The sequence below is a fragment of the Phaeodactylibacter luteus genome (assembly GCF_007993045.1).
Lineage (GTDB): Bacteria > Bacteroidota > Bacteroidia > Chitinophagales > Saprospiraceae > Phaeodactylibacter > Phaeodactylibacter luteus.
Genome location: NZ_VOOR01000004.1, coordinates 1 through 24486 on the forward strand (window position 1 = coordinate 1; position 24486 = coordinate 24486).

At 52.9% G+C, this 24486-nt stretch carries 16 protein-coding genes; 3 read left to right on the forward strand and 13 right to left on the reverse strand.

What is annotated here, in order from left to right:
• Positions 1 to 557 precede the first annotated feature (557 nt).
• From FRY97_RS02575 to FRY97_RS02620, 10 genes are all read right to left on the reverse strand, one after another.
• Positions 558 to 1232 (reverse strand): hypothetical protein, encoded by a 675-nt coding sequence (locus tag FRY97_RS02575; RefSeq protein WP_147165860.1) that lies wholly within the window; start codon positions 1230 to 1232, stop codon positions 558 to 560.
• A 218-nt stretch (positions 1233 to 1450) separates the two neighbouring features.
• The gene (locus FRY97_RS02580; RefSeq protein WP_147165861.1) at positions 1451 to 2605 is read right to left on the reverse strand and encodes a hypothetical protein; all 1155 of its coding nucleotides are present in this window, start codon (positions 2603 to 2605) and stop codon (positions 1451 to 1453) included.
• Between the two features lie 370 nt (positions 2606 to 2975).
• Positions 2976 to 3722 (reverse strand): LytR/AlgR family response regulator transcription factor, encoded by a 747-nt coding sequence (locus FRY97_RS02585; RefSeq protein WP_170254470.1) that lies wholly within the window; start codon positions 3720 to 3722, stop codon positions 2976 to 2978.
• 17 nt (positions 3723 to 3739) lie between these two features.
• Positions 3740 to 6802 (reverse strand): sensor histidine kinase, encoded by a 3063-nt coding sequence (locus FRY97_RS02590; protein ID WP_170254471.1) that lies wholly within the window; start codon positions 6800 to 6802, stop codon positions 3740 to 3742.
• A 98-nt stretch (positions 6803 to 6900) separates the two neighbouring features.
• Positions 6901 to 7158: a GlsB/YeaQ/YmgE family stress response membrane protein gene (locus FRY97_RS02595; RefSeq protein WP_147165864.1), complete on the reverse strand. Its 258-nt coding sequence runs from the start codon at positions 7156 to 7158 to the stop codon at positions 6901 to 6903.
• A gap of 146 nt (positions 7159 to 7304) precedes the next feature.
• Complete coding sequence (gene ligA / locus FRY97_RS02600; RefSeq protein ID WP_211356793.1) at positions 7305 to 9449, reverse strand: NAD-dependent DNA ligase LigA; 2145 nt, start codon at positions 9447 to 9449, stop codon at positions 7305 to 7307.
• The gene (locus tag FRY97_RS02605; RefSeq protein WP_147165865.1) at positions 9449 to 10270 is read right to left on the reverse strand and encodes a pseudouridine synthase; all 822 of its coding nucleotides are present in this window, start codon (positions 10268 to 10270) and stop codon (positions 9449 to 9451) included. The genes ligA and FRY97_RS02605 overlap by 1 nt, the downstream gene beginning before the upstream one ends.
• 350 nt (positions 10271 to 10620) lie before the next feature.
• Positions 10621 to 13566: a replicative DNA helicase gene (gene dnaB, locus FRY97_RS02610; RefSeq protein WP_147165866.1), complete on the reverse strand. Its 2946-nt coding sequence runs from the start codon at positions 13564 to 13566 to the stop codon at positions 10621 to 10623.
• Positions 13567 to 13807: 241 nt separating this feature from the next.
• Positions 13808 to 14668: a formate dehydrogenase accessory sulfurtransferase FdhD gene (gene fdhD, locus FRY97_RS02615; protein ID WP_147165867.1), complete on the reverse strand. Its 861-nt coding sequence runs from the start codon at positions 14666 to 14668 to the stop codon at positions 13808 to 13810.
• A 346-nt stretch (positions 14669 to 15014) separates the two neighbouring features.
• A complete protein-coding gene (locus FRY97_RS02620; protein ID WP_147165868.1) occupies positions 15015 to 15668 on the reverse strand; it encodes a peroxiredoxin in 654 nt (217 codons plus the stop codon).
• A 669-nt stretch (positions 15669 to 16337) separates the two neighbouring features.
• Between FRY97_RS02620 and FRY97_RS02625 the strand changes: the two genes are divergently transcribed.
• The 3 genes from FRY97_RS02625 (at position 16338) to FRY97_RS02635 (ending at position 20332) form a co-directional block, all read left to right on the forward strand.
• Complete coding sequence (locus tag FRY97_RS02625; RefSeq protein WP_147165869.1) at positions 16338 to 16538, forward strand: hypothetical protein; 201 nt, start codon at positions 16338 to 16340, stop codon at positions 16536 to 16538.
• A 398-nt stretch (positions 16539 to 16936) separates the two neighbouring features.
• On the forward strand, positions 16937 to 17665 hold the full coding sequence (locus FRY97_RS02630; protein ID WP_170254472.1) for a GLPGLI family protein: 729 nt from the start codon (positions 16937 to 16939) through the stop codon (positions 17663 to 17665).
• Between the two features lie 9 nt (positions 17666 to 17674).
• The gene (locus FRY97_RS02635; protein WP_147165871.1) at positions 17675 to 20332 is read left to right on the forward strand and encodes a TonB-dependent receptor; all 2658 of its coding nucleotides are present in this window, start codon (positions 17675 to 17677) and stop codon (positions 20330 to 20332) included.
• A 187-nt stretch (positions 20333 to 20519) separates the two neighbouring features.
• Here the strand turns inward: FRY97_RS02635 and FRY97_RS02640 are convergent, their stop codons facing one another.
• From FRY97_RS02640 to FRY97_RS02650, 3 genes are read right to left on the reverse strand one after another with little or no spacing between them, the layout of a single operon-like run.
• Positions 20520 to 22331 (reverse strand): MutS family DNA mismatch repair protein, encoded by a 1812-nt coding sequence (locus FRY97_RS02640; protein ID WP_147165872.1) that lies wholly within the window; start codon positions 22329 to 22331, stop codon positions 20520 to 20522.
• 36 nt (positions 22332 to 22367) lie between these two features.
• Positions 22368 to 23795, reverse strand: coding sequence for an Asp-tRNA(Asn)/Glu-tRNA(Gln) amidotransferase subunit GatA (gatA, locus tag FRY97_RS02645; protein WP_147165874.1), 1428 nt, complete (start codon positions 23793 to 23795; stop codon positions 22368 to 22370).
• A gap of 6 nt (positions 23796 to 23801) precedes the next feature.
• Positions 23802 to 24485 (reverse strand): hypothetical protein, encoded by a 684-nt coding sequence (locus FRY97_RS02650; protein WP_147165875.1) that lies wholly within the window; start codon positions 24483 to 24485, stop codon positions 23802 to 23804.
• Position 24486 lies beyond the last annotated feature (1 nt).

Below are 24486 nucleotides of genomic sequence, written 5' to 3' on the forward strand. Positions count from 1 at the left end.
GAAGCTCTTTCAATCAAGAAAGCGCGCATTAGCGCATAGAGCGTTGACAAATAGTCCGACAGCTCAGAATTTGTGGTTGATGGCTTGCTGTTTATCGTGCCCCGTTATCGCAGCATCTGCTTAGGGGAACACGCCTATTGCAAGTATACAGGCGTACAAAACAGCTCAGAGCAGGTTTGAAGCCATAAAAGCCACAATTCCATAAGATCCAGTTTATTGAACTGTACACACGGGCAATGAGATCAGCAGCGAACGCACCTACAGGCATTTGCTCCACTGCCCAAGGACACCACTGTGCTCATTTTGCACATTTGGAGAGGTAGAAGGCTAAAAAATACATACTCCCTCTTTTGGGCGGACATTACCTTAAGTACCGTCTCGCGGAAAGCCCGCCGCGCACTATGCCCAAAAAGAGGCACATAGCGTCCCGCGCATGCGCAGCTCAGCCTTTACAAACTTCTTCTCGAAGTTTTAACGTGGTGTAATTTAAGACTTTTCAACCGAAGAATCAACATTATGGCTGGGTTGACGACATTCGCATTGTTGGCGGAAGTTCTTCACCTCCTTGTTAAATTTATATTCCAAAGTAAGCTCAAACCTAAGTATCGTGTATATACCTCATTTGAATCATTATTAAAATTCATATTTCTCAATCCTATTTCATATCTAAGATTTAAATCAACATTACTCAATTCCCACGAGTACATAGATTGATTTAAACTTAACATGATGCCATAGTTCGTTTTTTTTAACTTAAAATCACTGTAAGCAGGAGTGAAAAATGGAACAGTAAAATCTTTTATGTTCTGAATCCTAAGTTTTTGATCAATCAGGAATGAAGTAAATAAACCAATTCCGATATTAGAATATGTCCTATTTATCGGCAGTTCAAGATTAATGAAAACAGGAGAATTAGTAGATAAGTAAGAATAATTTATAACAACTGGCCTGTTCAATAAATCAATTGAATTAATTGAATATTTATATGAAAAAGACTGTAAATAAGCTCCTCCTTTCACATACAAATTGTTTTGTATTTTGTAACTAAGACTGAAATACAGCGAAGGATTATGGATATTACCAATAAATGTTAACTCCGTAAAATCCTTACCCCCTTGTATATTAGAATAACCAATTATGGTTCCCACTTGTACGTCAACACTTGATCTTTGAGAGTGTATAACTAGAGGTAATCCAAGAAAAAAAAACAAAATATTCTTTTTGTAATTCATGTTTAAAGCTTAACAAATAATACGCATTAAGGGCTAGGCTACCAGTCTAAGGTTGAAAGCAAAGCGGAGAACGGAGAGCGGAATTCGGTATAAAGTCCGGCATAAACTCGTCAAGCTGGTTGCCTTTTCAACTCTTGATTCGCGTAAATAGCACTCAGGGCAGAAATCTACCCTGAATACTTTTTAACTAATAAAAGAGTCAGTTAAGATTATTCATCTTACTGACATGAATAGTCAAATTGAAAAAAACCGTCCTCATTTTGTCCTAAATTTTGAGGTATTGGAAAAAAGCACTCCCACCTACAATTGCTTCCTTGTCCTTCTGATCCTGGTGGACATATACCAGTCGAAGGTCTTGGGGAAAGAATGCAGCCATCAAACAAAAACGCATCAGATGGAAAACTCTCATTCACACAAACTCTATCTTCCTCATTAAATTCAAAACTTCCTTCGCAAAATGGGCTTTGACCGTCTGGACAGATAGGTTCATCACAATCAATAACCCAACAAGTAACTACTGTTGAAAGTGTCCAAACAGCAACAGCTATGACTGAAGTCAAAAGAAGGCTTAATCCAAAAGTAAAAATCGCTAATATTATTACTAAAACTGTTACAACAACATAAACAATTGCGAGAGTCCACTCATACGTTGTTAAACACTCAATAATCTCACACCTAAAATTCACCTCTTCAAGAGATGATTCACCTTGAGAAAGAGTTATAGGACTAGCAAAATTCATAGCTTGTGTCTCTCCATCACAAAGAATGGCTTTGGTGATATGCATCGCACCAGATAATGCTTCCTGATGTTCACTTGATATCGAAGATATTGTAAAAACTTCCTCAATCTTTTGGTTCAACACATCAATAGCTGCCTCGGGAGTTTGCCCGTTTGATTCTACTTGTCTTTCTAAGCTCAGCAAAAAGTCCAAATCCGATTCGTCTATATCATTCTCATCAACGAGATATTTTAGCATTGGCTCAATGGAATTAGCCGATGTATAGTATCTTAGTTTTTCAAGTTTAACAGCTAATTCATCAATATTACTATCTGACACTTCGCTAGGTTGCATATCTCCTTTTTCTACAGCCTTCTCAAGTAAATAATTGACTAACTGCTCACGAGAAGTTTTAACACCTTGTGAATAATCACTTCTTACTTTCTCTCTTGCTTGAGTCAGGTAGGATTTGATATCAACACAACTTATTTCAAGTCCTTGCTCTGCGTAAAAATCAGCGATTTCTTGTACTTGGCTATCAATAGCTATACTAGAGGACAAGTGCCCTTCTGCATCACAGCTAACAATAAAAATGGATAAAATCATTACCCATGCCATCACCTTCGAAGTAATAGAATTTCTAAATGTTCTCATTTTGTAGTAGTTGAAAAAAATTAGACAATAGTGCTAGTTTTCCTAACTAACAAGGCTCGGTTTTCCAAATTAGAGGCGGTTGGTTTCAAAGATTATCGACCGCCAGCGAACATTAGTTTATTGAAAGACTATCTTATTTTTATCCTACTCAGTCAGATGAGCGATCATAAGTCCCTCATTTCGTGTAATTTCCGCTAACTCTGGCTAATTCCCCCCCATAGTACAATGGCCAAAGTGGTTTTAGGTGTTTCCACGCTTATTAAAAATAGAGCATACCACTGCTGCCTGTTGGCACCATCCTGTAAGCGGGCACTATTTTAGCTTAAGCGGGCAGTTTCAAGCCTTGAGCGGGCAGGGGGGGGCAGGGCATTTACAATCTGGTAAGCCGTTGTAAGAACTCGGATCGTTTGCGCTTAGACACTGGCACTTTCGCCCCATCTTCCATAATGACATAGCCCTCTCTGCTGTATTGTACAATGTGAGAAAGGTTGACAAGATGAGAACGATGGGCCAAGAAAAAGCCATAGGGCTCGAGCAGGCGTACAAACTCCCCTATCGGATAGGCACTGAGCAGATCAGGAGCCTTATTTAGCCGTACGACCTTGGTGACGCCTTGGTATGCATCACAACGGACCACCTCTCCCACGGCAATAAACACCAGGCCCGATTCTACCGGTATGCCTATTTTATTGCTCTGCTGCCCGGGCTGCTGCAAGTTTTCCAGCAAACGGATATTTCGCTCATGGTCCTGCCGCTGCCGTATGCGCTCCACAGCCCTATGCACCGTTTGTATGAGCGCTTCCTGTTGAATAGGCTTAAGTAGATAGCCGATGGCACAAACACTGATGGCGTCGATAGCATAGTGGTCAAAGCCCGTTACAAAGATGATTTCAAAATCCACGCTTTCCAGCCGCTGCAGGAGGTCGAATCCACTATCGCCAGGCATGGCCACATCCAAAAAGACAAGGTCGGGGCGATGTGCCTCGATCAGTTCCTGCCCGGCATCGGCGTCTGCAGCAAGGCCAGTGACTTGCACCTCCGGGCAATATTGCCCCAGCTTAGCACTGAGCGTCAGCCTAGCATGCTCCTCATCATCAATGATTACAGCGTTGATCATAGCCATACATTTTGCCCCTAATCAATTTCCGGCACCTCAATGACAACCTTTGTCCCGACGGCCTCGCCATGAGGCCCGTACAGGTCTTCGGTCTCCACCTTTACGTCATAGCCTTCGATAACCCGGATAGCGTTCAAGCGCTCGCTGGTCATCCGCATAGCACGAGAGCGATGGCTCCTGCCTGCCCGCTGCTGCATCAGGGCAGCAGCCTTGCGCCCGACACCGTTGTCTTCAATGATACATTGCAGCCCATCCTGCACTCCTGGCCGGACTACAATGGTAAGCTTTCCTCCTGACTTTTTATGAAAAAGGCCATGATTGATTGCATTTTCCACAAAAGGCTGCAGCAACATAGCCGGTATTAGAGTGGTGCCTGCATTGATAGATGGGTGGAGCTGGAAATCGAACGCCAGCTGGCCGGGGAAGCGCAGCTGCTCCAGCTCTACGTACAACCGGATAAGCCGGGCCTCCTGTTCCAAACTGAGGTAGCGGCTTTTGGAGGATTCCAGGAACTGCCGCATCAAAAGCGCGAACTTGGACAAATAGCGGTCTGCCTGCTCCCGGTCATTGATCTGTATAAAGTATTGGATAGCGCTGAAGGCATTGAACACGAAGTGGGGGTTCATCTGAGCCTGTAGGGCGCGCAGCTCTAGTTCGGCAAACTGCTTGCTCAAAGCGGCCTCCCTTGCGTTGGCCTGCCGCATGCGGTGCATACGCAGCTTGTGCAGGGCAATCCCCCCAAAGCCCAGCGCCAAGATCAGGAGCAGCCATGGTAGGGCCTGCTCATAAAAATTGGAAGAGATGCGTACTCTTACCTCTGCTACTTCGCTGCGCAGCCCCTCTACATCCTCGGCCAAAACCGTGAAGCGGTAATCGCCGGGCGGCACATCTGTATACCGGGCTTCCCGGGTGGCAGCTTGCCGTACCTCGGCATCCACACCTTCCAGCTGGTAGTAGTACTTTATTTTTTGTTGACTTTTGAAAGACAGCCCTGTAAAGCGGAAAATGAGCTCCGGAGGCGGCGCCCGGAAACAGAACAACCCGGCTTCGCAATGGGCAAGCTGGGGCTCTACATTAAGGCCTGAGGGAGGGGCTACGGTGAGCAAGGGCGGCCTAAAATTGAAATAAACCGGTCGTCGCAATAGGCGGGCGAGCCCTTTGCTCGTACCTGCATAGAGGTAGGTACTATCCACGGCTACTGCATTCACCTCGATGGATGGCAGGCCGTTGGCGCGGGTAAATGCTACCTCTACCCTACTTCCAGCCACCGGCTCCCCGATAACCACCTGTATCACCCCCTCATTGGTAGCCAGCCATAAGCGGTGGCCCCCAATAGCCATCCCCTGCACCCGCATGCCTTCTGTACCTTTTACTTGGCTAAGCCGGTGGCCGTCCCAGACCATAAGGCCGAAGCCGTCTGTGCCAGCCCATACCCGGCCCTGCTCATCTACCTGCACATCAAGGATATACTCCCCCGGCAACAGGCTGGCATCCTCGTTCCAAGCCCCGCCCCCAGCCGGCGAATAACGGGATAGGCCATCTAAATGCCCGAGCCAGAGGCGGCCTTCAGCATCAAAAGCGGAGGAGTAAGCCCGCTTTTCAGAAACCCGCTGCCAGCTTTTGACCTTATGGTTTTCATCCAGCACACCTACCATAGATATGCCGCCCCTGGCAATCGCCACCCAGTTGTTCTTTGCGTGGAATGCAAAATCTTTATTGCCCACTATCACCGTAGAATCCGTCCCTGGCAAGTCGTGCAGCCCCTGTCCCCCAAATACCTCCGCCCCTTCTTGTGAGAGCCAATGCTTCTGCACTTTCCCCCCAGACAGGCGGAAGCGCTCCACCCCCATAGTCGAACGTGCCAGCCAAAGCTCCCCCCATGGTGCAACCCGTAGGGCGCGTACCTCCTGATTGTCGTTCAATGCCCGCTTGCCCGGTGCAATCATGCCCTCAAGGCGGTTGCCCTTGAGGGCATACACCCTTCCATTCCGGGTGCCTGCGTACAGCTGTCCCTCCTTGCCCTGTGCCAAATGCATGACCCCGACGTCTTGCCGTACATCCGAAGGCATAAGCTGACTGTTGCGCTGTTGGGCCGTCAGGAAAGCTACGCCATTCTCTTTGGTGCAAACCCAGATATTGCCTTCGCGGTCAGAAAAGGTGCGGTGGATGTTGCACAGCTGGCTTTCATCCAAATTGATGACATCAAGTACTGTGCCGCCTGGGCTGAGCACCAGCATGCCAAGGTTAGTCTGTATCAGAAAGTTGGGGCCCAACTCCTGAAACCTTACCAAATCAGGAATACGGTCCAGATAAGACGTAAGGTCTATCCTTTTCAACTTCCACCCTTTGATATCAAAAAAATAAAGTGTGCTTCCCCCGCCATACCGTATCATGCCCCCACCTGCCCACGATTTTGCGACCATCCCCTCCAAGGCTGCCATCTCCTCGGCAACTTCAGCCGTAAAGCCGGGCAAAGTGTAACTGTTGGACTCTCCGCTGGCCAAAGACTCTATCGTGACTCTGGGCGGGCCGCTTTGAATGCGCATCAGGGAGTCTGGGCTAAGGAAAAGAGGGATATCGAGTGGCTCCCCTTTTTGGGAACGGCTCAGCCGGGAGGCATCAAAGGGGACCGTATCGAGCGGAGACCCCTCGCCTTGTGGCTTCAGCAGAAAGTTGAGCCCTTCGGCTACCGCCCAGACCTTTTCGCCGGTCTGAAATACCTGCAGCCCACTAAAGGCCGGGGACTTGGCTTCGAACAAGTGGTAGACCTCTTCCCCGTCGATGACCGTCAGCTTCCCACTGAAAGAAGACAGCCATATCCTGCCGTGGCGGTCTTCCCTAAGGTCCCAAACATCGTTGAGGGACAAGCCATCAGCTACCGTGAAATTGCGGAACGTGTAGCCATCGAAACGAGACACGCCTTTTTCTGTACAGAACCAGATGTATCCATTGCGGCTCTGCAGCCCACCATAAACGGCATTAGTCGGCAGGCCGTCATCAACGGTGTAATGAGTGAAAGGTAGGTACTGTGCATAAAGCGCCCCCACCGGCACTAAACAATGCAACAGTGCTACCAACACTAAAGTGGAATGCCATTTATCACGGCCTACTGCCCGTACGGTTGTCATTTCATACAAGTACCCCTCCTGCCAAACCGATTGCTTTGGACTATCCGCTTTCAGAGCGGCAAGTCCAGTTTATCGGCCAAGTAGCGGTGATAAACAAACAAGACCAGTACAGCTCCCCCTGTGGCCAAGAGGAGGCTGCCGATAAGCCCGCTTCCGCTAAGGCCGATAACCCCGCCCAATGATCGGCCGACAAAAGAGCCTATAATGCCAACAATGATGGAAGATACCCATCCCCCTTTTTCTTGCTGAGGGGTAATCATTTTGGCCAGCGCACCAGCGGCCAGCCCAAGAAACAAAGTGTATAACATGGTATTCTCAGGTTTTTAGGACAACTGTCAAACCAGCCCTGCCCTTCTGTATAATGTTACAAAATAGAGAATTTAAGCCCTAACCGGGTACACAAGTGGCTAGTTTCCACAAGAAACTTGGCCAAAGGACAGGAATTGTTTGGCTGCTAGCCCGCCAGACGGGCCAAGAACTCCTCCTCGCTCATGATCTCAACAGTACCGAGGGCTTGTGCTTTTTTAAGCTTGGAGCCAGCTTTTTCGCCCGCAACAAGGACGTCCAGATTGCCGCTCACTGCGCTGATGTTTTTTGCGCCAGCTGCCTCCGCTTTTGCCTGTGCTTCCTTGCGGCTCATGGTTTGCAGGGAGCCCGTGAAGAGGATGGTCTTGCCGACAAAAGGGCCATCGCCGGAGGCGGCTTTGGGGATGTCCTCTTCGGTCTGATGTAGGTTGACGCCGAGGCTTTCCATCTCCCGAAGCATATTCAGATGGTGCTCATCCTTAAAGTAAGCTGCGATGTTTTCGGCTACGACCGGCCCCACATCTTTGATGTTGGTAAAATCTTCAGCCGTCCAGTCTGCCAGATCGAGCACATGGTTGATTTCCGCCGCGATGATCGATGAGACCTTGCGGCCCAGGTGGTGGATTGCCAAACTGTGCAGCAGCCGGTGTATAGGGTTCTGTTTGGCTTTTTCGATAGCGGCTTTGAGGTTGTCAGCCGATTTTTGGCCGAAACCTTCCAGCTCAGCGATTTTGCCGTAATCCAACCGGTACACATCGGCTATAGTGCGCAGCCACCCCAGCTCGAAGAAGCGCTCGATTATGGACTTGCCCATGCCATCGATATCCATGGCATTTTTGGAGACATGAAATACGATCTGTTGCAGGTTTTGGGCACCGCAGACACAGGAAGGACAGCGCCAAGCTGCCTCCCCTTCAGCCCGGACCAGCTCCACAGGCTCTTCCGTATCGTTGATGGGGCAGTTTTTTGGGAAAACAATAGGCTGCTCGGAGCCGTCGCGCAGGTCATCCATTGCTTTGACAATGTAAGGGATAACATCCCCTGCCCGCTCCACCAGTACCGTGTCGCCCAGGCGCAGGTCTTTTCCGGTGATAAAATCTTCATTGTGGAGGGAAACTGAAGAAACGGTCACACCGGCGAGCTGTACCGGTTCGATTTTGGCTACGGGGGTAATGGAACCGATTTTGCCTACCTGATATGCTACATTCAACAGCTTGGAAGTCGCCTGCTTGGCTTTGAACTTATAGGCGATGGCCCATCTAGGATGATGGCTGGTATAGCCTGTCCGCTCTTGCAGCACCCGGTCGTTGACCTTCACCACCATGCCATCGATCTCATAGGGGTATTCCTCCCGCTTTTCCTGCCAAGCCTCACAGAAAGCGACCACTTCCTGTATATTTTGGCACACCTTTCGCTCGCGCCCCTCTTCTGGCACTTTAAAGCCCAGCTGATGCAGCATATCAAGGCTCTCCTTATGGGAAGCCAAGCTAGGCAGTACCGATTCGCCAGCTTGGCCGGCTGCATAGCCCAAGGTGTAAATAAAAGCTTCCAGCCCGCGGCGGGAGACCTCCTGTGGGTCTTTCATGCGCAAGGCCCCGGTAGCAGTATTGCGGGCATTGGCAAAAAGGGTAAGCCCTTCCTTTTGGCGGGCAGCGTTGAGCTGTTCAAAAACATCTTTGCGGATAAGCACCTCCCCTCTGAGCTCTGCTTTGGCGATGCCGAAGCGGGAAAACTTTGCAGACAGGGGGACCGAACGGATTACCCGGGCATTGGCTGTCATTTCTTCGCCCATCTTTCCATTGCCGCGGGTAGCGCCCCGCACCAATTGGTCGTTTTCGTAAACTACCGCAATGCTCCCCCCGTCAAATTTAGGCTCTACTGCATACGCTATGGGCTCTCCTTCGGGGAGGTTGGCATAGCGCTTAATTTGTTGGTCAAACTCGATGAGATCCTCCGCATTGTAAGAGTTGGCCAAGGAGAGCATAGGGGTCAGGTGCTCTACAGAGGGGAAATCATCGATCAAATCGCTAGATACCCTTTGGGTGGGAGAATCAGGCGTTACCAGGCTCGGATGCTCTGCTTCTAGCCGTTCCAAAAGCTTGTAGAGCTGATCGTATTCATAATCGCTCACGACAGGATCGTTGAGGATGTAATAGCGGTACTCATGGTAGATGAGCAACTGCCTCAGCTCATTGAGGCGCTGATCGGCAGACTGCTGATGAATGGCGCTTTCAGCAGCCAGATAAGATTTGGACAGGCTGTAAAGGGACTGTTGTTCTTCTTTGCTGTACATCAGGAGAAGTGCTTGAGCATGATGATTTCTTTCTCGGTCAGGTGGCGGCAAAAGCCCCTGGAAAGGTCTTTTTTGGTCAGCCCGGCGTAGTATACCCGGTCGAGCAGCTTGACTTCGTAGCCCAGGTGCTCAAAGATGCGCCTTACGATGCGGTTGCGGCCGATGTGGATTTCAATGCCCACCTCATTTTTGGGCCGCCCCCTGACATAGTCCACCCCATCTACCGGGGCCAGGCCATCTTCCAGCTCAAGCCCTTTGCGTATGGCTTCAAGGTGGGCTTTGTCTACAGGCTTATCGAGGGTAACCTGATAGAACTTTCGTACGCCGTGGCTCGGGTGGGATAGCTTTTTGGCCAGATCTCCATCATTGGTCATGAGCAGCAGCCCAGTAGTGTCCCGGTCGAGGCGGCCTACTGGGAAAATGCGCTCTTCTACCCGGTTGCCCACAATGTCCATGACAGTCTTCCGGCCACGGTCGTCGCTTACCGTAGTCAGATAGCCTTTAGGCTTATTGAGCAGGAGATATACTTTGCGGACTTCAGGCTCGATGAGCTCGCCCCGGAAGCGGATTTCATCTCCTTCTTTGACCTGATAGGCAGGGGAAAGCTCTACAGCCCCATTGACGGCCACCAGGCCTGCTTTGACATGCTCTGCGGCCTGCCGGCGGGAACAGATACCGCAGTGGGCGACGTACTTATTGAGGCGCATGCCTTCCACAACAGGTTTTTCGTGAATGGGCCCAGGCTCCGGCTGACCGCCCGGCTCAGCAGAAGGCTGACTCGGCTTTTTGCCATAGCGGCCATACTTTTTGGGTGGCGGCATAAATGAATTGAATTGGCTTTGGTTTGAAACCTAAAGGTACGGAAATTGGGGGATACTGCTTCGATGGCAAAGCTTTAAACCTTTGCCCGTACAGATGCCCCCGTACAGCCTAGGGCTGCCAGCTACTGCCGCATAGGGTGAGCTACAAACCTGCTACGCCCCTCAAAACAAGCTAGGGCGCAAACCAAAATGCCGTAGGCTCTAGCTCCATGAGGGCATCGGGCTAGCGCTGCGGAGGGGTGGAAGCCCGATAGGGCCGAGCGAGCAGCGAGCCCCGCAGCATAGCGGCACCTGCTATTGGCAGGTGCAGCCCCCACCCTGTTGGCCAGGCCCCAAAAGCGACAATCAGCCTAAAATGGAATATCCTCATCGTCATTCATCTTGGAAGGGCGGGTGATGATATTGGTAGGGGGTGCTTCTGCACCAAAGGTATCATCGGGCAAGTTGCTGAAGTCTGGGTCGTCGAGATCGGAGAAACGTGCGTACTCAGCATCAAAGCGCAGGCGGACAGTCTCTAAGGCACCGTGGCGGTGTTTGGCGACAATGAGCTCTGCTACCCCTTTCAGGGACATCCCCTCCTCATCTTCTAGGATATCATAGTACTCTGGCCGGTAGATGAAGCTTACGATATCTGCATCCTGCTCGATAGAATTATGTACTACGATATCATTGGCAACAAAGTTGTGTACCCCTTCTACGGTAGCATCGTATACATCTTCTTCCTGAAGTGGCGTGATTGCTGATATCTCATCCCAAAACAAGCCGGCATAGCCTTCCGTGACGGCAATTTGATCCCCTGCTTTCAGGTCTTCCAGAGGGGCCCAGCCCTCTTCTTTACGGAAAGGATGGTTGGCGCTTGCTTTGATGGCCCTGCCGCTGCGCGTAGCCAGCTCATAGGTCATTTTCCTGCCCGAGTAGAATGCTTTAGTGAGCGTATGCGCTCCAATTTCATGGTTGCCGCCCATGGCCTGCACTTTCACAGGAGCCTGCACTTCTCGTTCAGCCAGTGCTTTTATTGTAATGAGGCGGCCGGTATCGGCCTCCTTCAAGAGGGCGTCTCCGGTAAGGCAGCCCGATTCCCTCAAATCCGACAGCTGTGGGCGCTTAGTGCCCCCGCGGGTCTCCACAGCACGGCTCAGCTGAGACAGGGCGATAACCGGCACATTGAGCTCCTTGGCCAGCCCTTTCAGAGCTCGGGAAATGGCACTGACTTCCTGCTCCCGGTTGCCTTTCTGGTTGTCGCCCCCCCCGCTCATGAGCTGCAGATAGTCGATGACAATCAAGTCTATATCGTATTGCATTTTCAGGCGGCGGCATTTGGCCCGGAGCTCAAACACGTTGATGCCCGGTGTATCGTCAATAAAGATAGGCACATCGCTGACGCGTTCCAGGGCAGCATTGAGCTGTTCCCACTCGTAATCCTCCAACTGCCCGCTCCTCATCTTCATGCCCGAAATCTCTGCTTCCATGGCGATGATCCGCTGTGCTAGCTGAAGGGCAGACATCTCTAAAGAGAAAAAAGCGACCGGGCGCTTGAAAACCATAGAGGCATTGCGGGCCAGAGACAGGGTAAAGGCCGTATTGTGGGTCACCGTCATATCTTCCAACAGGAAGCGCCGGTTGCCGTCTATTTCAAAACCGTAGTAATCATCTACTTTATCATAGGCCACCTCAATATCCGTGACCTGCCAATTGGCAGGCTCTTGCCTTGGTGCTGCCTGTTTGCGCTCCATCCTGACGGGCACATCATCTAGGTTGCCATAAACCTGCAGCCTGCAAATGGCAGCTCCGGGATTTGCAATGCTTCCGGGCTGCTCAGTCCGGACGATAGCCCTGTAGCCCAAGCTATCGCAAAGGAACTTGATCTGCTGTGCCAGGGCTTCGTCTTCAACTGCAAACTCGTATGCATTAGACGGTGAGAGGTGGCGGCCACAGCTGTCGATAAGCCCGGCCAGCAGCTCCAAACGTTGGCTACGGCTGTTGATGAGGTAGGCCCGTGGGATATGCAGGTGCTGGAGCACTCCTATTTCTTGCAGTGCCCTTCGGACGCTGTGCCCGACAGGCCCATTCACCATTCTGCCGATGGTGTATTCTTCGGGCTTTTGCCCTTGTTTTTGCAACTTTGCCTGCAGCCCTTCGGCCTGGGCCAATTCTTCCAGATAACCCGCAATCTCTGCTTCCGGCCGCCCCTGATCTCCGGTAGCCCCGTTGCCGAGCCATAGCCCAAGGAAGTAAGGGGGAAGTGGGAGCGGCTGCTCCGGAAAGTCGACGGAGACCTTGTACCCTTTGTAATCGTGCCGGCTCGTTGTGGGCTCCGACAAATAGTCTTTCAACGCAATATCCACAACATCTTTGTGCCGGCCCCTTTTCAGAGAGAGGATATGGCTTTCATTCACCCGGTAGTCCATACCCTTATCCTGCCGTACCCAGTACATCCGTTCCCTGCCTCTGGCAATAGACCGCACACGCCTTGGGGTGGAATCGTCGCCCATGAGCAAGTCTCCAGGCAGAATGTCTTCTACGCTTTTCAGCCGGCCATCGTACATCAGCACTTTAGTGCCCTTTCCCAAGCACTTGCCCATACCCGGACGGGCAGCCAAGATGATGAGGTCTGAGCGCTGCATGCCGGAAGTGAGGCGGTCCAAGTCGGTAAACCCAGTTGGCACACCGGTGAGGCCATCCTCCTTTTTGCGCAGCTCCTCCATCTGTTTCTGCGCTTTGGCCGCTAGGGAAGACATGCTTTCTACCCCCCGGCTCATATTCTTCTGGGCAATGGAGAATAGCCCCTGCTCAGCATCGTCCAGCAATTCGAAGACATCTGTGGAGTCTTCGTAGGCGTCGCGTATGATTTTGGTGGAAACCGAGATCAGCTCCCGCTGTACATATTTCTGAGCAATGATGCGGGCGTGAAATTCAATATTGGCAGCCGAGGCTACTTTATTGGACAGCTCGACCAGATAGTAGGCACCGCCCACCGCTTCGAGGTCATCCGTTTTCTTCAATTCTTCAGTGACCGTCAGCAGGTCGATCGGCTGTGATTTGTCAAAAAGCCGCTGCATGGCTTTGTAGATGAGCTGATGTGCATCCAGGTAAAAGCTGTCGGGCTGAATGATATCGAGCACGATGGTAAGCGCGTCTTTATCGAGCATGATAGCGCCAAGCACTGCCTCTTCCAAGGGCACTGCCTGGGGCTGCACCTTGCCAAATACATAGTTAGAAAGGTCTTCGTTGCGCTTGCGCAAGCGCCCTTTCACCCCAGTCTTTCGCTTGTCCTTATTATCCTGTTCGTTGCTCATACTTTGCCGCTCTGAATGCTTTGCCTGCTAAATGATGCCCCTAGCTGACTGCCCAAAGGGAAGGCAGTTTGGGAGGCCCGAAAGGGCCCATGCCGTGCACGTTGGGAACCTACTGTCCGCCACGGGCTCCACCGGGCTAGCGCCCCTTTGCCCGGGGAGTGCCCCAGCACACAAAACTAAGGGAATATCCGAAAACTAGCCCGTGCTGCGGCCTACTTATTCCTGAGAAGCGGCCAAACCTTTACCACTGAATGCGTTCCTGCCCACAGTACACATTGAAACGGGTGCCCCTCAAAAAGCCAGCCAAGGTGATGCCGTGCTCCTCTGCCAGTTCGACAGCCAGGGAAGAAGGCGCCCCCACAGCAGCCAACAAGGGCACGCCTGCAGTAGCGGCTTTCTGCACCAGCTCAAAGCTGAGCCGCCCGCTCACCATGACGCCAACATCACGCATAGGGAAACGCCCAGCTTGCAGCTGCGAACCGATCAGTTTGTCCATCGCATTGTGTCGCCCTACATCTTCCCGTACTGCCAAGAGCTGCCCTTCAGGGGTGAACGCCCCCGCTGCGTGTATGCCGCCCGTTGCCGCAAAAAGGGACTGCCGGCCCAGGAGCTGATCGGGGAACCCTTGCAGCACAGCCGCAGAGAAAACCGGATAGGCCCGGCGGGGGTAATGCAGGCTGACGGTGCGCACCATCTCTATAGAGGCCTTCCCACAGACCCCACAACTGGAAGATGTATAAAAGTGGCGGTTGAGCTTTTCAAAATCCACTGCCGTGCCCGGGGAGAGCTCCACCAGGAGGATGTTCTCCGCTGCTTCCGGTGCCAGCGCCTGCCCCACATGCCGGCAGCTAGATACGTCTGCTGCTTTCCCGATGATGCCTTCTGTAAAAAGGAAGCCTATGGCCAGCTCTGCATCTTGCCCCGGGGTGCGCATTGTGACCGCAAGGCTGCGGTGCTCCCGGTTGCCGGCCGGCCCGGTGGCCAGCTTGATCTCCAGTGGCTCCTCACAGGCGACAAGGTCTTCAACAGGGGCCTGCGCCCCGTCCCGGAAGCTTACAATACTTTTTAGCTTAGCGCCTTTGGGTCCGTCAGTTGCCTGCATTTTTTCCCCGGAAAACAACGGGGCATGGCCAGGGGTTTAACCGCCCCCCCTTCAAACACGCAGAGGGCAGCTGCAAATGCAGCTGCCCTCTTAAGATTTTCAGGCCCGGCCTTTGAGCAGGCCCCTTGCCTGTGCGCTAGATGGGGCGTGAACCCAATGTCGCAGGTGCTCATACTTTTGGGGCTCTAGCCTAGCATTGGCCTAGCGCTGCGAAGGGGCGGCAGGCCTGATAAGGCCGAGCGGAGAGCGAGCCCCGTAGCATAGCGGCACCTGCCATCGGGCAGGGGCAGGCCCCCTCCTTGCGGTAGGGGCAGGCCCAAAAAAACGACCATCTGGTTTGCGCCTGCTAGATGTCCTTCTTAGCTAGGTAGAAATCAACGAGCTCATATTCAGTGCTCTTGAGGCGGGCATCCATTTCGTCCAGCGTTTTGGGCGGAGGCACAATGGCTTTCTCGCCCGGCACCCAGTTGATGGGCAGGGCACACTTGCACTCGTCTGAAGTCTGCAGGGCCACAAGGGCACGCTTGATCTCCTCCATGTTACGGCCCACATTGAGCGGGTAGTACATCATCAGGCGCACCATGCCTTTCGGATCGATAAAGAATACGGCGCGTACAGCGGCTGTGGTGCTCTCCTTGTCGTGCAGCATGCCGTACAGCTTAGCCACGCTCATGTCCAAGTCAGCAATGATGGGGAAGTGGAAGTAAACATCGGTATTGTTCTTCACATTGTTCACCCATGCCAAGTGGGAGTGGATGCTGTCGATGCTCAGCCCCAACAGCTTGGTGTTGCGCTGCTCGAAAAAGTCTTTCTCGAGTGCGAAAGCGCTCATTTCCGTAGTACATACCGGCGTGAAGTCGGCAGGGTGGGAAAAGAGGATGACCCAGCTGTCTTTGTTGTACTCCGAAAGCTTAAGGGGGCCAGTTGTGGTCACCGCTTCAAAATCGGGCGCAGGCTCGCCGATGCGGGGCATTTGGTTGATAACAGTGGCGTTTTCCATTATGATTGTATTTTTATTTTTAATGATGACACAAAAATATGGCCATATTATCATGCGATATGTGACAGAAGTCACCCCTACGGGCTGTTATTGCCTATACGGCTATAGGGGCTGTCTATAGTTGGGCGAAAGCCAGGCCGAGCTTGAGCGCGAGACTGGCCCAACAGTGCCGAGCTGGGCTGCAACTTTTCCTGTCAGCCCCGCTCTAAAGACAAAAACGCTACCGTGCTGCCATTGTAGAAAGGAGTGGATACCGCTAGTGCCTCAAGCCATAAATCCTTGACACCCCAAGTTTCTTTCTTTTCCGCCTACTCTTCTTCGTTAAAGAACCGCTCCTTTAGCTCGGGCTAAAGGAGCGAACCTTCGCCTTGATTAGCCGGAAAATAACTTCAACTTAAGTATCAGAGATTTATGACTTAAGGCACTAGGAAAAGATATGCTCCTCATCATCAATGCACAAACGCCGCTTGAAACCTGGCTTAGGTTTGAAGGACAAGGTCTTTGAACACTGTTAAAAAAGTGTTAAATCTTGGTAATGGTAATGGTAATGGTAATGGTAATTTAACAAAAAATTATTTTAACCCTAAATTCTCGTACTTATGAAAAAGCTTGTATTCCTATCCTTTGCCATTGCTGCGTTCGCCACTTTAAGTGCAAACGCCCTGTCCAATGCCCCAAAAGCCGACTCGACGCCAAATCCGCATTGATGCAGCGCCAGATAAGGTAGCAACCATAGTCCGTCAATGTGGCAACGATCCAGATGGCAACTTCAACTGTACAGAAACCGTCTACGACGATGGTGCGGATTGCTTGATTATTGATAACCAAGGTGCCCCAAGTGGCATACACGTTAGTGGGCCAGGCTGTTAAAAAGTACAGGCAGCTAACACTAGTGGTCTGTCAAGGCTAAAACTAGGGGTTGCCTGCGGCGACTTTTGAGGCTACTCTTCGTTGGACAACCCCTTACGTAGCGCTGCTATGTGCGGGAACATCCGCCTTGATTTAGCCTCAAAATCCGCTCCCACTCAACCCATAAATTAACACTTGACAGACCACTAGACTTGAAGGACGACTTAAGTATAGTTTGGAAAATGAGCTCTTTCAACTACGCGCTGGCATTTTTAGGGGCTTAGCCTGAGCTAAATGGCCAAAAAAGCATAGCGTAGGCAGGAAAGATGTATTTTAACCATGCATTGATGCCCGAGGCATCCTGTTTATCATATTGTAGCAGATACCCTTTATTTATCACTTCGCCAATCCCACAAAACATGAAGAAAAAAAACCCATTGAACTCAATACTCGCCCTTCTATTCTTATCCTACGCCCCGCTTACGGGGCAAAGCATTAAAGTAGTATACCACGCAACCGCTAAAGAGAACATACAAGAAATTTTGCCTGAGCTGTCACAACAGAAGATCATCTACAGCTACAGCCTGACGATCAACCACGGTGCATCTAAATACTGCAGAGACAGTGTATATGTCATTTACGACCGGAGCGATAGCAAAGAATACTGGCCCTACAAAGAGGTGTACAAGGATTACAACAATGGGGTGTGGCTTGAAAAAAGCGGCAGCTATATGGAAGGCTATCTTTACGAACAGGGCCTTGACGAGCTGCGGGAAAGGAATACTCGCCAACAATGGGCACTAACTAGCGAACAGAAAGCTATCGCCGGTATCCCATGCCGTCAAGCCATCGCCAAAAATGGGGATGTAGCATGGTTTGCACCGGACATCCCCTACCTAGACGGCCCCCAAGATGGGGTATTCAGCCTGCCTGGCTTAGTGCTAGAGTATGAAACCCAATACTACAAATGGTCTGCTGTAGAGGTATTGTTTAACGCTCAAACTGTGGCACTGCCTGATGGGATCCGCACCCATAAGAAAAATACGATTCAATTATCTTACAATGATATCATGTCGCTAGGAAAGGATAAGCTCATCATCATCGATGCACAAACGCCGCTTGAAACCTGGCTGAAGTTTGAGCAGTAACCAATTATCATGTGGCAGACCGCAATTGCCTTATCCCTTCTTACAGGCCTGCTCCTCTTACCGGGCACAGCAGTAGCGCAGGGCTGCTGGGTACAAGGTGCGGCCCGCTTATCGGACAGTGAGCAGCATAGTGGCATCAGCGTGCAATTGCTCAGTCCTGATGCAGCCAAAGTACTCGGCTTTCGCACCACTGACGCACAGGGGCATTTTGCGCTAAGCGCTCCAGAAGGTGAGAGCCGCCTCTACATGGCTCAGATCGGGTACCAAGATACGATGCTCATCATCAACTGCAGGTCAGATACCCTCTCCCTGGGCCCCTTGACGTTAGCCCCCCTTTCGTTTGACCTCGCAGAGATTTCGGTCGTCGATAAGGCAGCGCTATTGCGCAAATCGGGCGATACCACTATTTTCAATATCCAGCTGTTGGAAACCGGCAGGGAGCAATCGGTTACCGATATCATCGAGCGGGTGCCCGGTTTTTTCATTGACAATGGCTACATCTACTATCAAAATAAAAAAGTAGGCGACGTCTTGGTGGAAGGCAGGCAAATTGCCACTGGAAAAGATGCTGATTTCACCGACGGCATAAGCTATCAGTCTATTCAGAGCTTACGCCTCATCGAAAATTACTTTCCTGGCAGTGTCAATTTCAGCCCAGACAGCACGAGCCAACAGCTCGCCCTCGACATCCGCCTGAAGGAGGAGTATACAAGCCAATGGCAGGGCACCCTTAGCCTTGCAGCCGGCTATGAGGCTTTTTACGAAGCCGCAGGCAACGCACTGACGGCCAGTATCAAAAGTGCCTTCAGCCTGAACTTGGACGCGGCAAACACCCGTCACGAACTGTATAGCAACAATATAGAGCAGGCCATCCGGGATGCACAGCACGATCAGCTTTTTCAAAACCCCTTTATATTCGTGCAGCAGCGGGGCGCATACTCCCAATCCGTAGCTTGGGGCCATCAGTTTAATCAGCGCAACAGCTACCGGCTCCACGGGGCAGCCGATGTCTCTCTGCACGACCGTGCAAATTACCGGGCTAAGCTAGAGCTGCCTTTTACGGCCGGCCGGCAAAGCTATCGCCTCGAACGACAGTTCCGCTCTGAGGTCCCCGCCCAATTTGGAGAAGAAGCTAACGCCTTTGCCAGCTCTGCTGCCTTCCTGGATCAGGTATTCCGAGCGTCGCTGAAGAACGGCATGCGTTTTGAGCTGGAGCTGCCGGTAACTGTACAGTTGCAGGCCGCTGATACGGAAGAATATATGACACTAGGCACCACCAGCACTGCAAATACCCAGAACGCTTCAGCAGATGCCCTCGCGCTCCAGCCCATCTACAAATTCGCTCATACCTTTCCAAATGACATCCGGCTTACTGTGGCCGGCAAGTACGAACACGAACAAAATCACTATAAAACTGCTGTTTCCAGCAATGACAGTATTGCTGGCATCACAGCTTATCAACCGGAACAGATGGCATTTGCAGGCACCCAAAACCAGGGGTACGCTGCTTCTAGGCTCAACCATCAGATCAGGGCTAGAAAGCAATTGGATAAGCTGCTGCTAGAGGCCCACTTCGCTGCAAACCGCAACCGGGAAAGGCGCTCCAATCAAACGGGGAACAAAGGAATGCGGCCATTTTCAGGCGAAAGCCGGCTACGGTACCAAAATGCATTGGCAGGCATACGGCTGCGGTACGACCTTGGCAAATGGCGGCTGTCGGCCAATCTGATGGCAGCACGCTACCAACTTTCCAACGCCCACGAAACCCAGAAAAACAGCCTGCTCAGCCCTGGCTTTTTCGCCCTGTACCGTATCGGCAACGGCTGGAATGTATCCGCCCGTTATGCACTCAACAGCGAACTGCCACGCCTCGAGCATACGAATGCCTTGCACCGCTTTCGGGACGCCACCAGCTTTCTGTCCGGGATGACGCCCTTGGGCACAGCGGCCCTCAGAGAAAGCTTCAACCTGGGGATATTCAAAGACTACTCCATCGCGCTCAACAGCTTGCAGTTTAATCTCAACCTGACCTACGTACCTGCCATGCAAGACTTTCAGCCCGTCAACAGCTTTCAGGGGCTGTACCAGCTGAGCACATTCCAGTTGGTAGACAAGCAGCAGGAGTGGCTCGCATCGCTATGGTGCGGGATGTCGGCAGAGCAGTGGACTGCCCGGCTTACCCTCAACAGCGCAACATCAAGCGTCCGCCTTCAGGGGCAGCTGGTCTACGACCGTATGCTGCAACTGCGCCCCAGCTTCAAATTCACCGGCATGCCAGGATGGTCCGTACACGCCGATGCCATCATCCGGTATACCCAACGGCGCAGCGGCCAAAGCCTCGTGGAAAACACCCTCCTCAACCCCCGTTTGTCCCTGCGCTTTGAGCACCACCTCTTCCGCCACCAACTGAGGTACCAGCTACAGCACAACCGTACCCAAGGGGCAGCCAACAACTATCACCGCCTCGATTACGAGCTGAGCCGGAAACAATGGAAGGAGCGTTTTGAATACTTTTTCAAAGGGATAGACCTGCTCAACCTCACAGGGGCTACGATTGGGGCTACCGAAGTTACGCCCGCGTATTTCCAAACCTCCGAATTTGACGCTTTCCCCGGCCATATCCTAATCGGGCTGAAGTGGTATTGGGGCAGCCAAAGCCAACGCTAAAACACCCGCCAAATCAGCCTTGGCCCAAACCCACATTTTAGGTGGGGCCTACCCTCGCCTATCGGCTCAGGTCGCTACGCTTCGGGGCTCGCTATCCGCTCGGCCCTGCCGGGCTTGCCACCCCTCCGCATCGCTAGTCCAATGCCTGTCTAAAAGCCAGTAAGCTCAGCATTTTCATGCCCGGCGCCTACTCCTCCTCTATGCGTATGCCCATCCGCTTCATCAGGAGCGTGGCATTGAAAGATTGGCTCACCCCCTTCTTCAGCTTGTAATCGAAGTGCAATTCCCCTCCCCGTATCTCCACCTCAATGCGGAGGTTCTCTATAGTGCCGTTAGCTTCCGCTTCGAGCTGCCCGAGCTCCAGGTCATGAGTGGCAATGATGCCCGAGCCCTTGCTACGGATGAGCTGCCGGATGAGCGCCTTAGAGCCGGTATGCCGGTCGTTGCTGTTGGTGCCTTTCAGTATCTCGTCCAAAAGGAAAAACGCCTGCACCTCCGGAGGGCGGTTGCCCGCCATATCCTCTACATCTTCTATGATGAACTTCAGCCGCTTGAGCTCTGCATAAAAAGAGGAGGTGCTCTCCTGCAGCGCATCCTGCGTGCGCATGCTCGTGTACACCCGTAGCGGGGGCAGCCGGAAACTTCGGGCACAGACCGGCGCTCCAGCCATAGCCAATACCATATTCAGCCCCACCGTGCGCAAGAAGGTGCTCTTGCCCGCCATATTCGAGCCCGTGATCAGTTTGATGTGCCCATCAGTGGGCAGGGCGATATCGTTGCATACCCGCTTGCTACGGTGTATCAAGGGATGCCCCAGCTCCGTGCCAGACACCATCGTATCAGCAGTGATTGTTGGCAATGCCCAATCGGGGTTGTTGTGCAACAGATTGCCATAACTGCTCAAGGCCTCAAGCGCGGACATAGCCGCGAACCAGCCCGGCAGGTGGGCCTTCATGCTGGCCTTCCACTGCTCTAGCCGGTACATATACTGCAGCTCCCAAAGGCCCGCCACATTCAAGATAAACGCAAATGCATTGTACCGCACATTGAGCTGACTGATGATGTAAGACAAGCGCCCAATCTGCGAAGATGCTTTAACCCCGCCCACCGTGAAAGCGCTGTGCAGGCGGCTCAGCAAGGGGCTGTCAAACGACTGCCCCTCCATATGCTGTATCAGGCGGGCGTAGCGGGCCAGGGCCCGTTCGGCATGAGCCGTTTTGTTATGCGCCTCATTGACCTGCTCCACAAACTTGCGCAGGATAAGCACTGCAGGCAGGTACAACAGTACGCCCAGGAACCAGGGCAGGTACAGTGCCCAGAGCACAGCCGCTGCCACAGACCAGGCCGGTATGATGTACAATGCAGCCACCAGCCAAGGGGTGCTCTTTACGAATGCCGGCTCCGACAGCCAGCGGGAGAGCAGCTCGATCTGCCGTGGGTCGTCATCGATCTCCATACCATAAGCCTGCAAGTGCTGCCGCCATTCCAAGCGCCCGCCCATCTCTACTGCGGCCTGCTGCCGCTCGCGTATATCCTCCGGGCTGCCCGGCTCCGACAGCCAGCTGCCCAGCTGCTGCCGCCCCAGGGCCGTGGACGCCCGGTTGAGGTATTGGAACATCGAAAAAGGGCCAAACAGGTCCAAGTCGACCGCATTAGGGTGGCTGAGGCTGCCCAGCCCGGCACCATCGTGAAATGGGCCGAAATCGTGCGCTTCTACCACCGCAGCCTCCCAACGGTTCACCTGTGCCAGGTGCTCCTGATGCCGGGCTGCCCGGCGGATGCCCTGATGCCAGTTGACAAAACGGTAAAAGCCTGCCAGGAAGGCCAGCGTGCCCGCCAGCCCGGCCAGGTAATGTACCTGATTCCATAGCAGGACGATGCCCACGATACTGCCCAGAAAAAGGAGCAGGCGGGCCATAGACAGGCGGTTGTAACGGCTGTGCAAGCGGGCGGCTTCTGCTTCAAACGCCGCCGCGCGCTCCATATAGTTGGTAGTCATTCGCATTGCTTTTTGTGGGAGGGAGCTGCCCCTAGGCTACTGCCCGTGCAGGGCCTTCGCCAGCCCGAGCAGGGCCGCCTCCGAATGCTTGGGCCCCATCAGCTGCATGCCTATTGGCAGCCCCGCCGCATCCGTGCCGGCTGGGATACAAACTGCCGGGGCACCGACCATATTGGCCTGCACAGTGAAAATGTCGGCCAAATACATTTCGACCGGGTCTTCCGACTTAGCACCGAATGGCCAGGCAGTGGTAGGCGCTGCCGGCATCAGGATGAAATCGTAATCCGCGAAGATCTCATCGGTACGGTCCTTGATGAGGCGGCGCACCCGCTGCGCTTTGGTATAATAGGCATCATAATAACCTGCACTGAGCACAAAGGTACCGAGCATGATGCGGCGCTTCACCTCAGGGCCGAAGCCTGCTGCACGCGACTGCTTGTAAGTGCTCAGCAGGTCGCCTGCATCTGCGCTGCGGTAGCCATAACGGATGCCATCATAACGCGAAAGGTTGGAGGAGGCTTCTGCCGTAGTGAGCACGTAATAAGCTGGGATCATATAATCGAGCAGGCCAAAGGCAACCGGGTCTACCGTATGCCCCGCCGCTTCCAACTGCTGCATAAAACCTTGGGCGGCAGCTTTCACCTCAGGCTGTATGCTCGGGTGTTCCAACGCTTCAGGATAATAAGCCAGCCGCAAAGGTTTTCCGGGGGCCGGGCAGTCTGCATAAGCCTCCACCGGTTCGTGGCTCACCGTCGCATCGTACTCATCGGGGCCGGCCATGATCTCCAGCAACAGGCCCGCATCAGCTACGCTATGGGTCAGGGTGCCGATCTGATCGAAGGAAGAGCCATAAGCCAACAGCCCGTAGCGGGATATCCGGGCATAAGTAGGCTTCAACCCCACCACCCCACAAAAAGAGGCAGGCTGACGTACCGAGCCGCCAGTGTCGGAGCCCAGGGAAGCCAGGCAGGTATCGGCTTGTACGGCCACCGCCGAACCGCCGGAAGAGCCGCCCGGTACCCGCCCGGGGTCGGCGGCATTGCGGGTCGGGCCAAACCAGGAAGTCTCATTGGAAGAGCCCATGGCAAATTCGTCACAATTGACGCGCCCGATAAAAATAGCCCCTTCTGCCAGCAGGCGCTCTACCGCTGTGGCAGAAAACAGGGACTTGAAGCCCTCCAATATCCTAGAGCCTGCCTGCACCCCGTGCCCTGCATAGCAGATGACATCCTTGTGGGAAAGGATCATGCCGTGCAAGCGGCCTACGGCAGAGGGGTCGGCCTGATAAAGGGCATCCTGTTCCCGGGCACGCTGCAATGCTTCCGCTGCGTATACCTCCACGTAGATGTTCAGGCTTGCAGTGGCTTCTATTTGGCCTAAGTAGTACTGTACCAATTGTTCGCAGGTCAGCCCTTCTTCGGACATCGCCCGGCGGACTTCAGCAAGGGCAGAGAAACGGGGCATATCGTCTTAGTTGATGATTTTCAATCGCCATTGGTTTTGCTCGGGGGCGCTGCCCGGCTGCTCTATGGCAAACTTACGGGGGGCAGTGCCTAAGTGTACGGCTATGCCCAGCCCCGAGGCTGCCAGGCTGTAACCAGCTATCCGCAGGTAACGCCCGCTATTAAAGGTGCCATCTGTGTAGTTGATGCTGCCCAGAGGGGCCACTACCAAAGTGCTCAGCAAGCCCAGCCCCGCAGCCCAGCGGCTTGCCCGGTGCAGCCTGCCTTTCAGCGGGGGCTGATAAGCCAGGGTATGTATGTCCTCCAAGGGCACACGCATGCCAGTGCGCAAGGAAAAGCCCTCATAGGCTGTTTCGTCAAACTTGTACAGCCCATTGTCCAGCAGATAGCTTTTGCGCTCCCTCTCTGGCAAGAGCTGCAGCATCCCTTTTTCAGGGGCCATTAGCTCGCCCGTCAGCAGGCGGCGGCACTCGGCCATCATCTGCGACGCCGGCATGTCCAGTTCGAGCTGTAGGCTGCTGCCCGGCTTTAACAGCTTGGCCTTCCCGCTCAGGGCATGTTCCAACTGAAAGGACTGTGCGCTTCCTGTGGCAGGGCTAAAAGCCGCCGCTGCCCACAAAAAATACATGGCCAGCCGTGCGGGCAAGCCCAAGCACTGCAACCAAAGATTAGCGGAGCTTGGCAAAAGCATA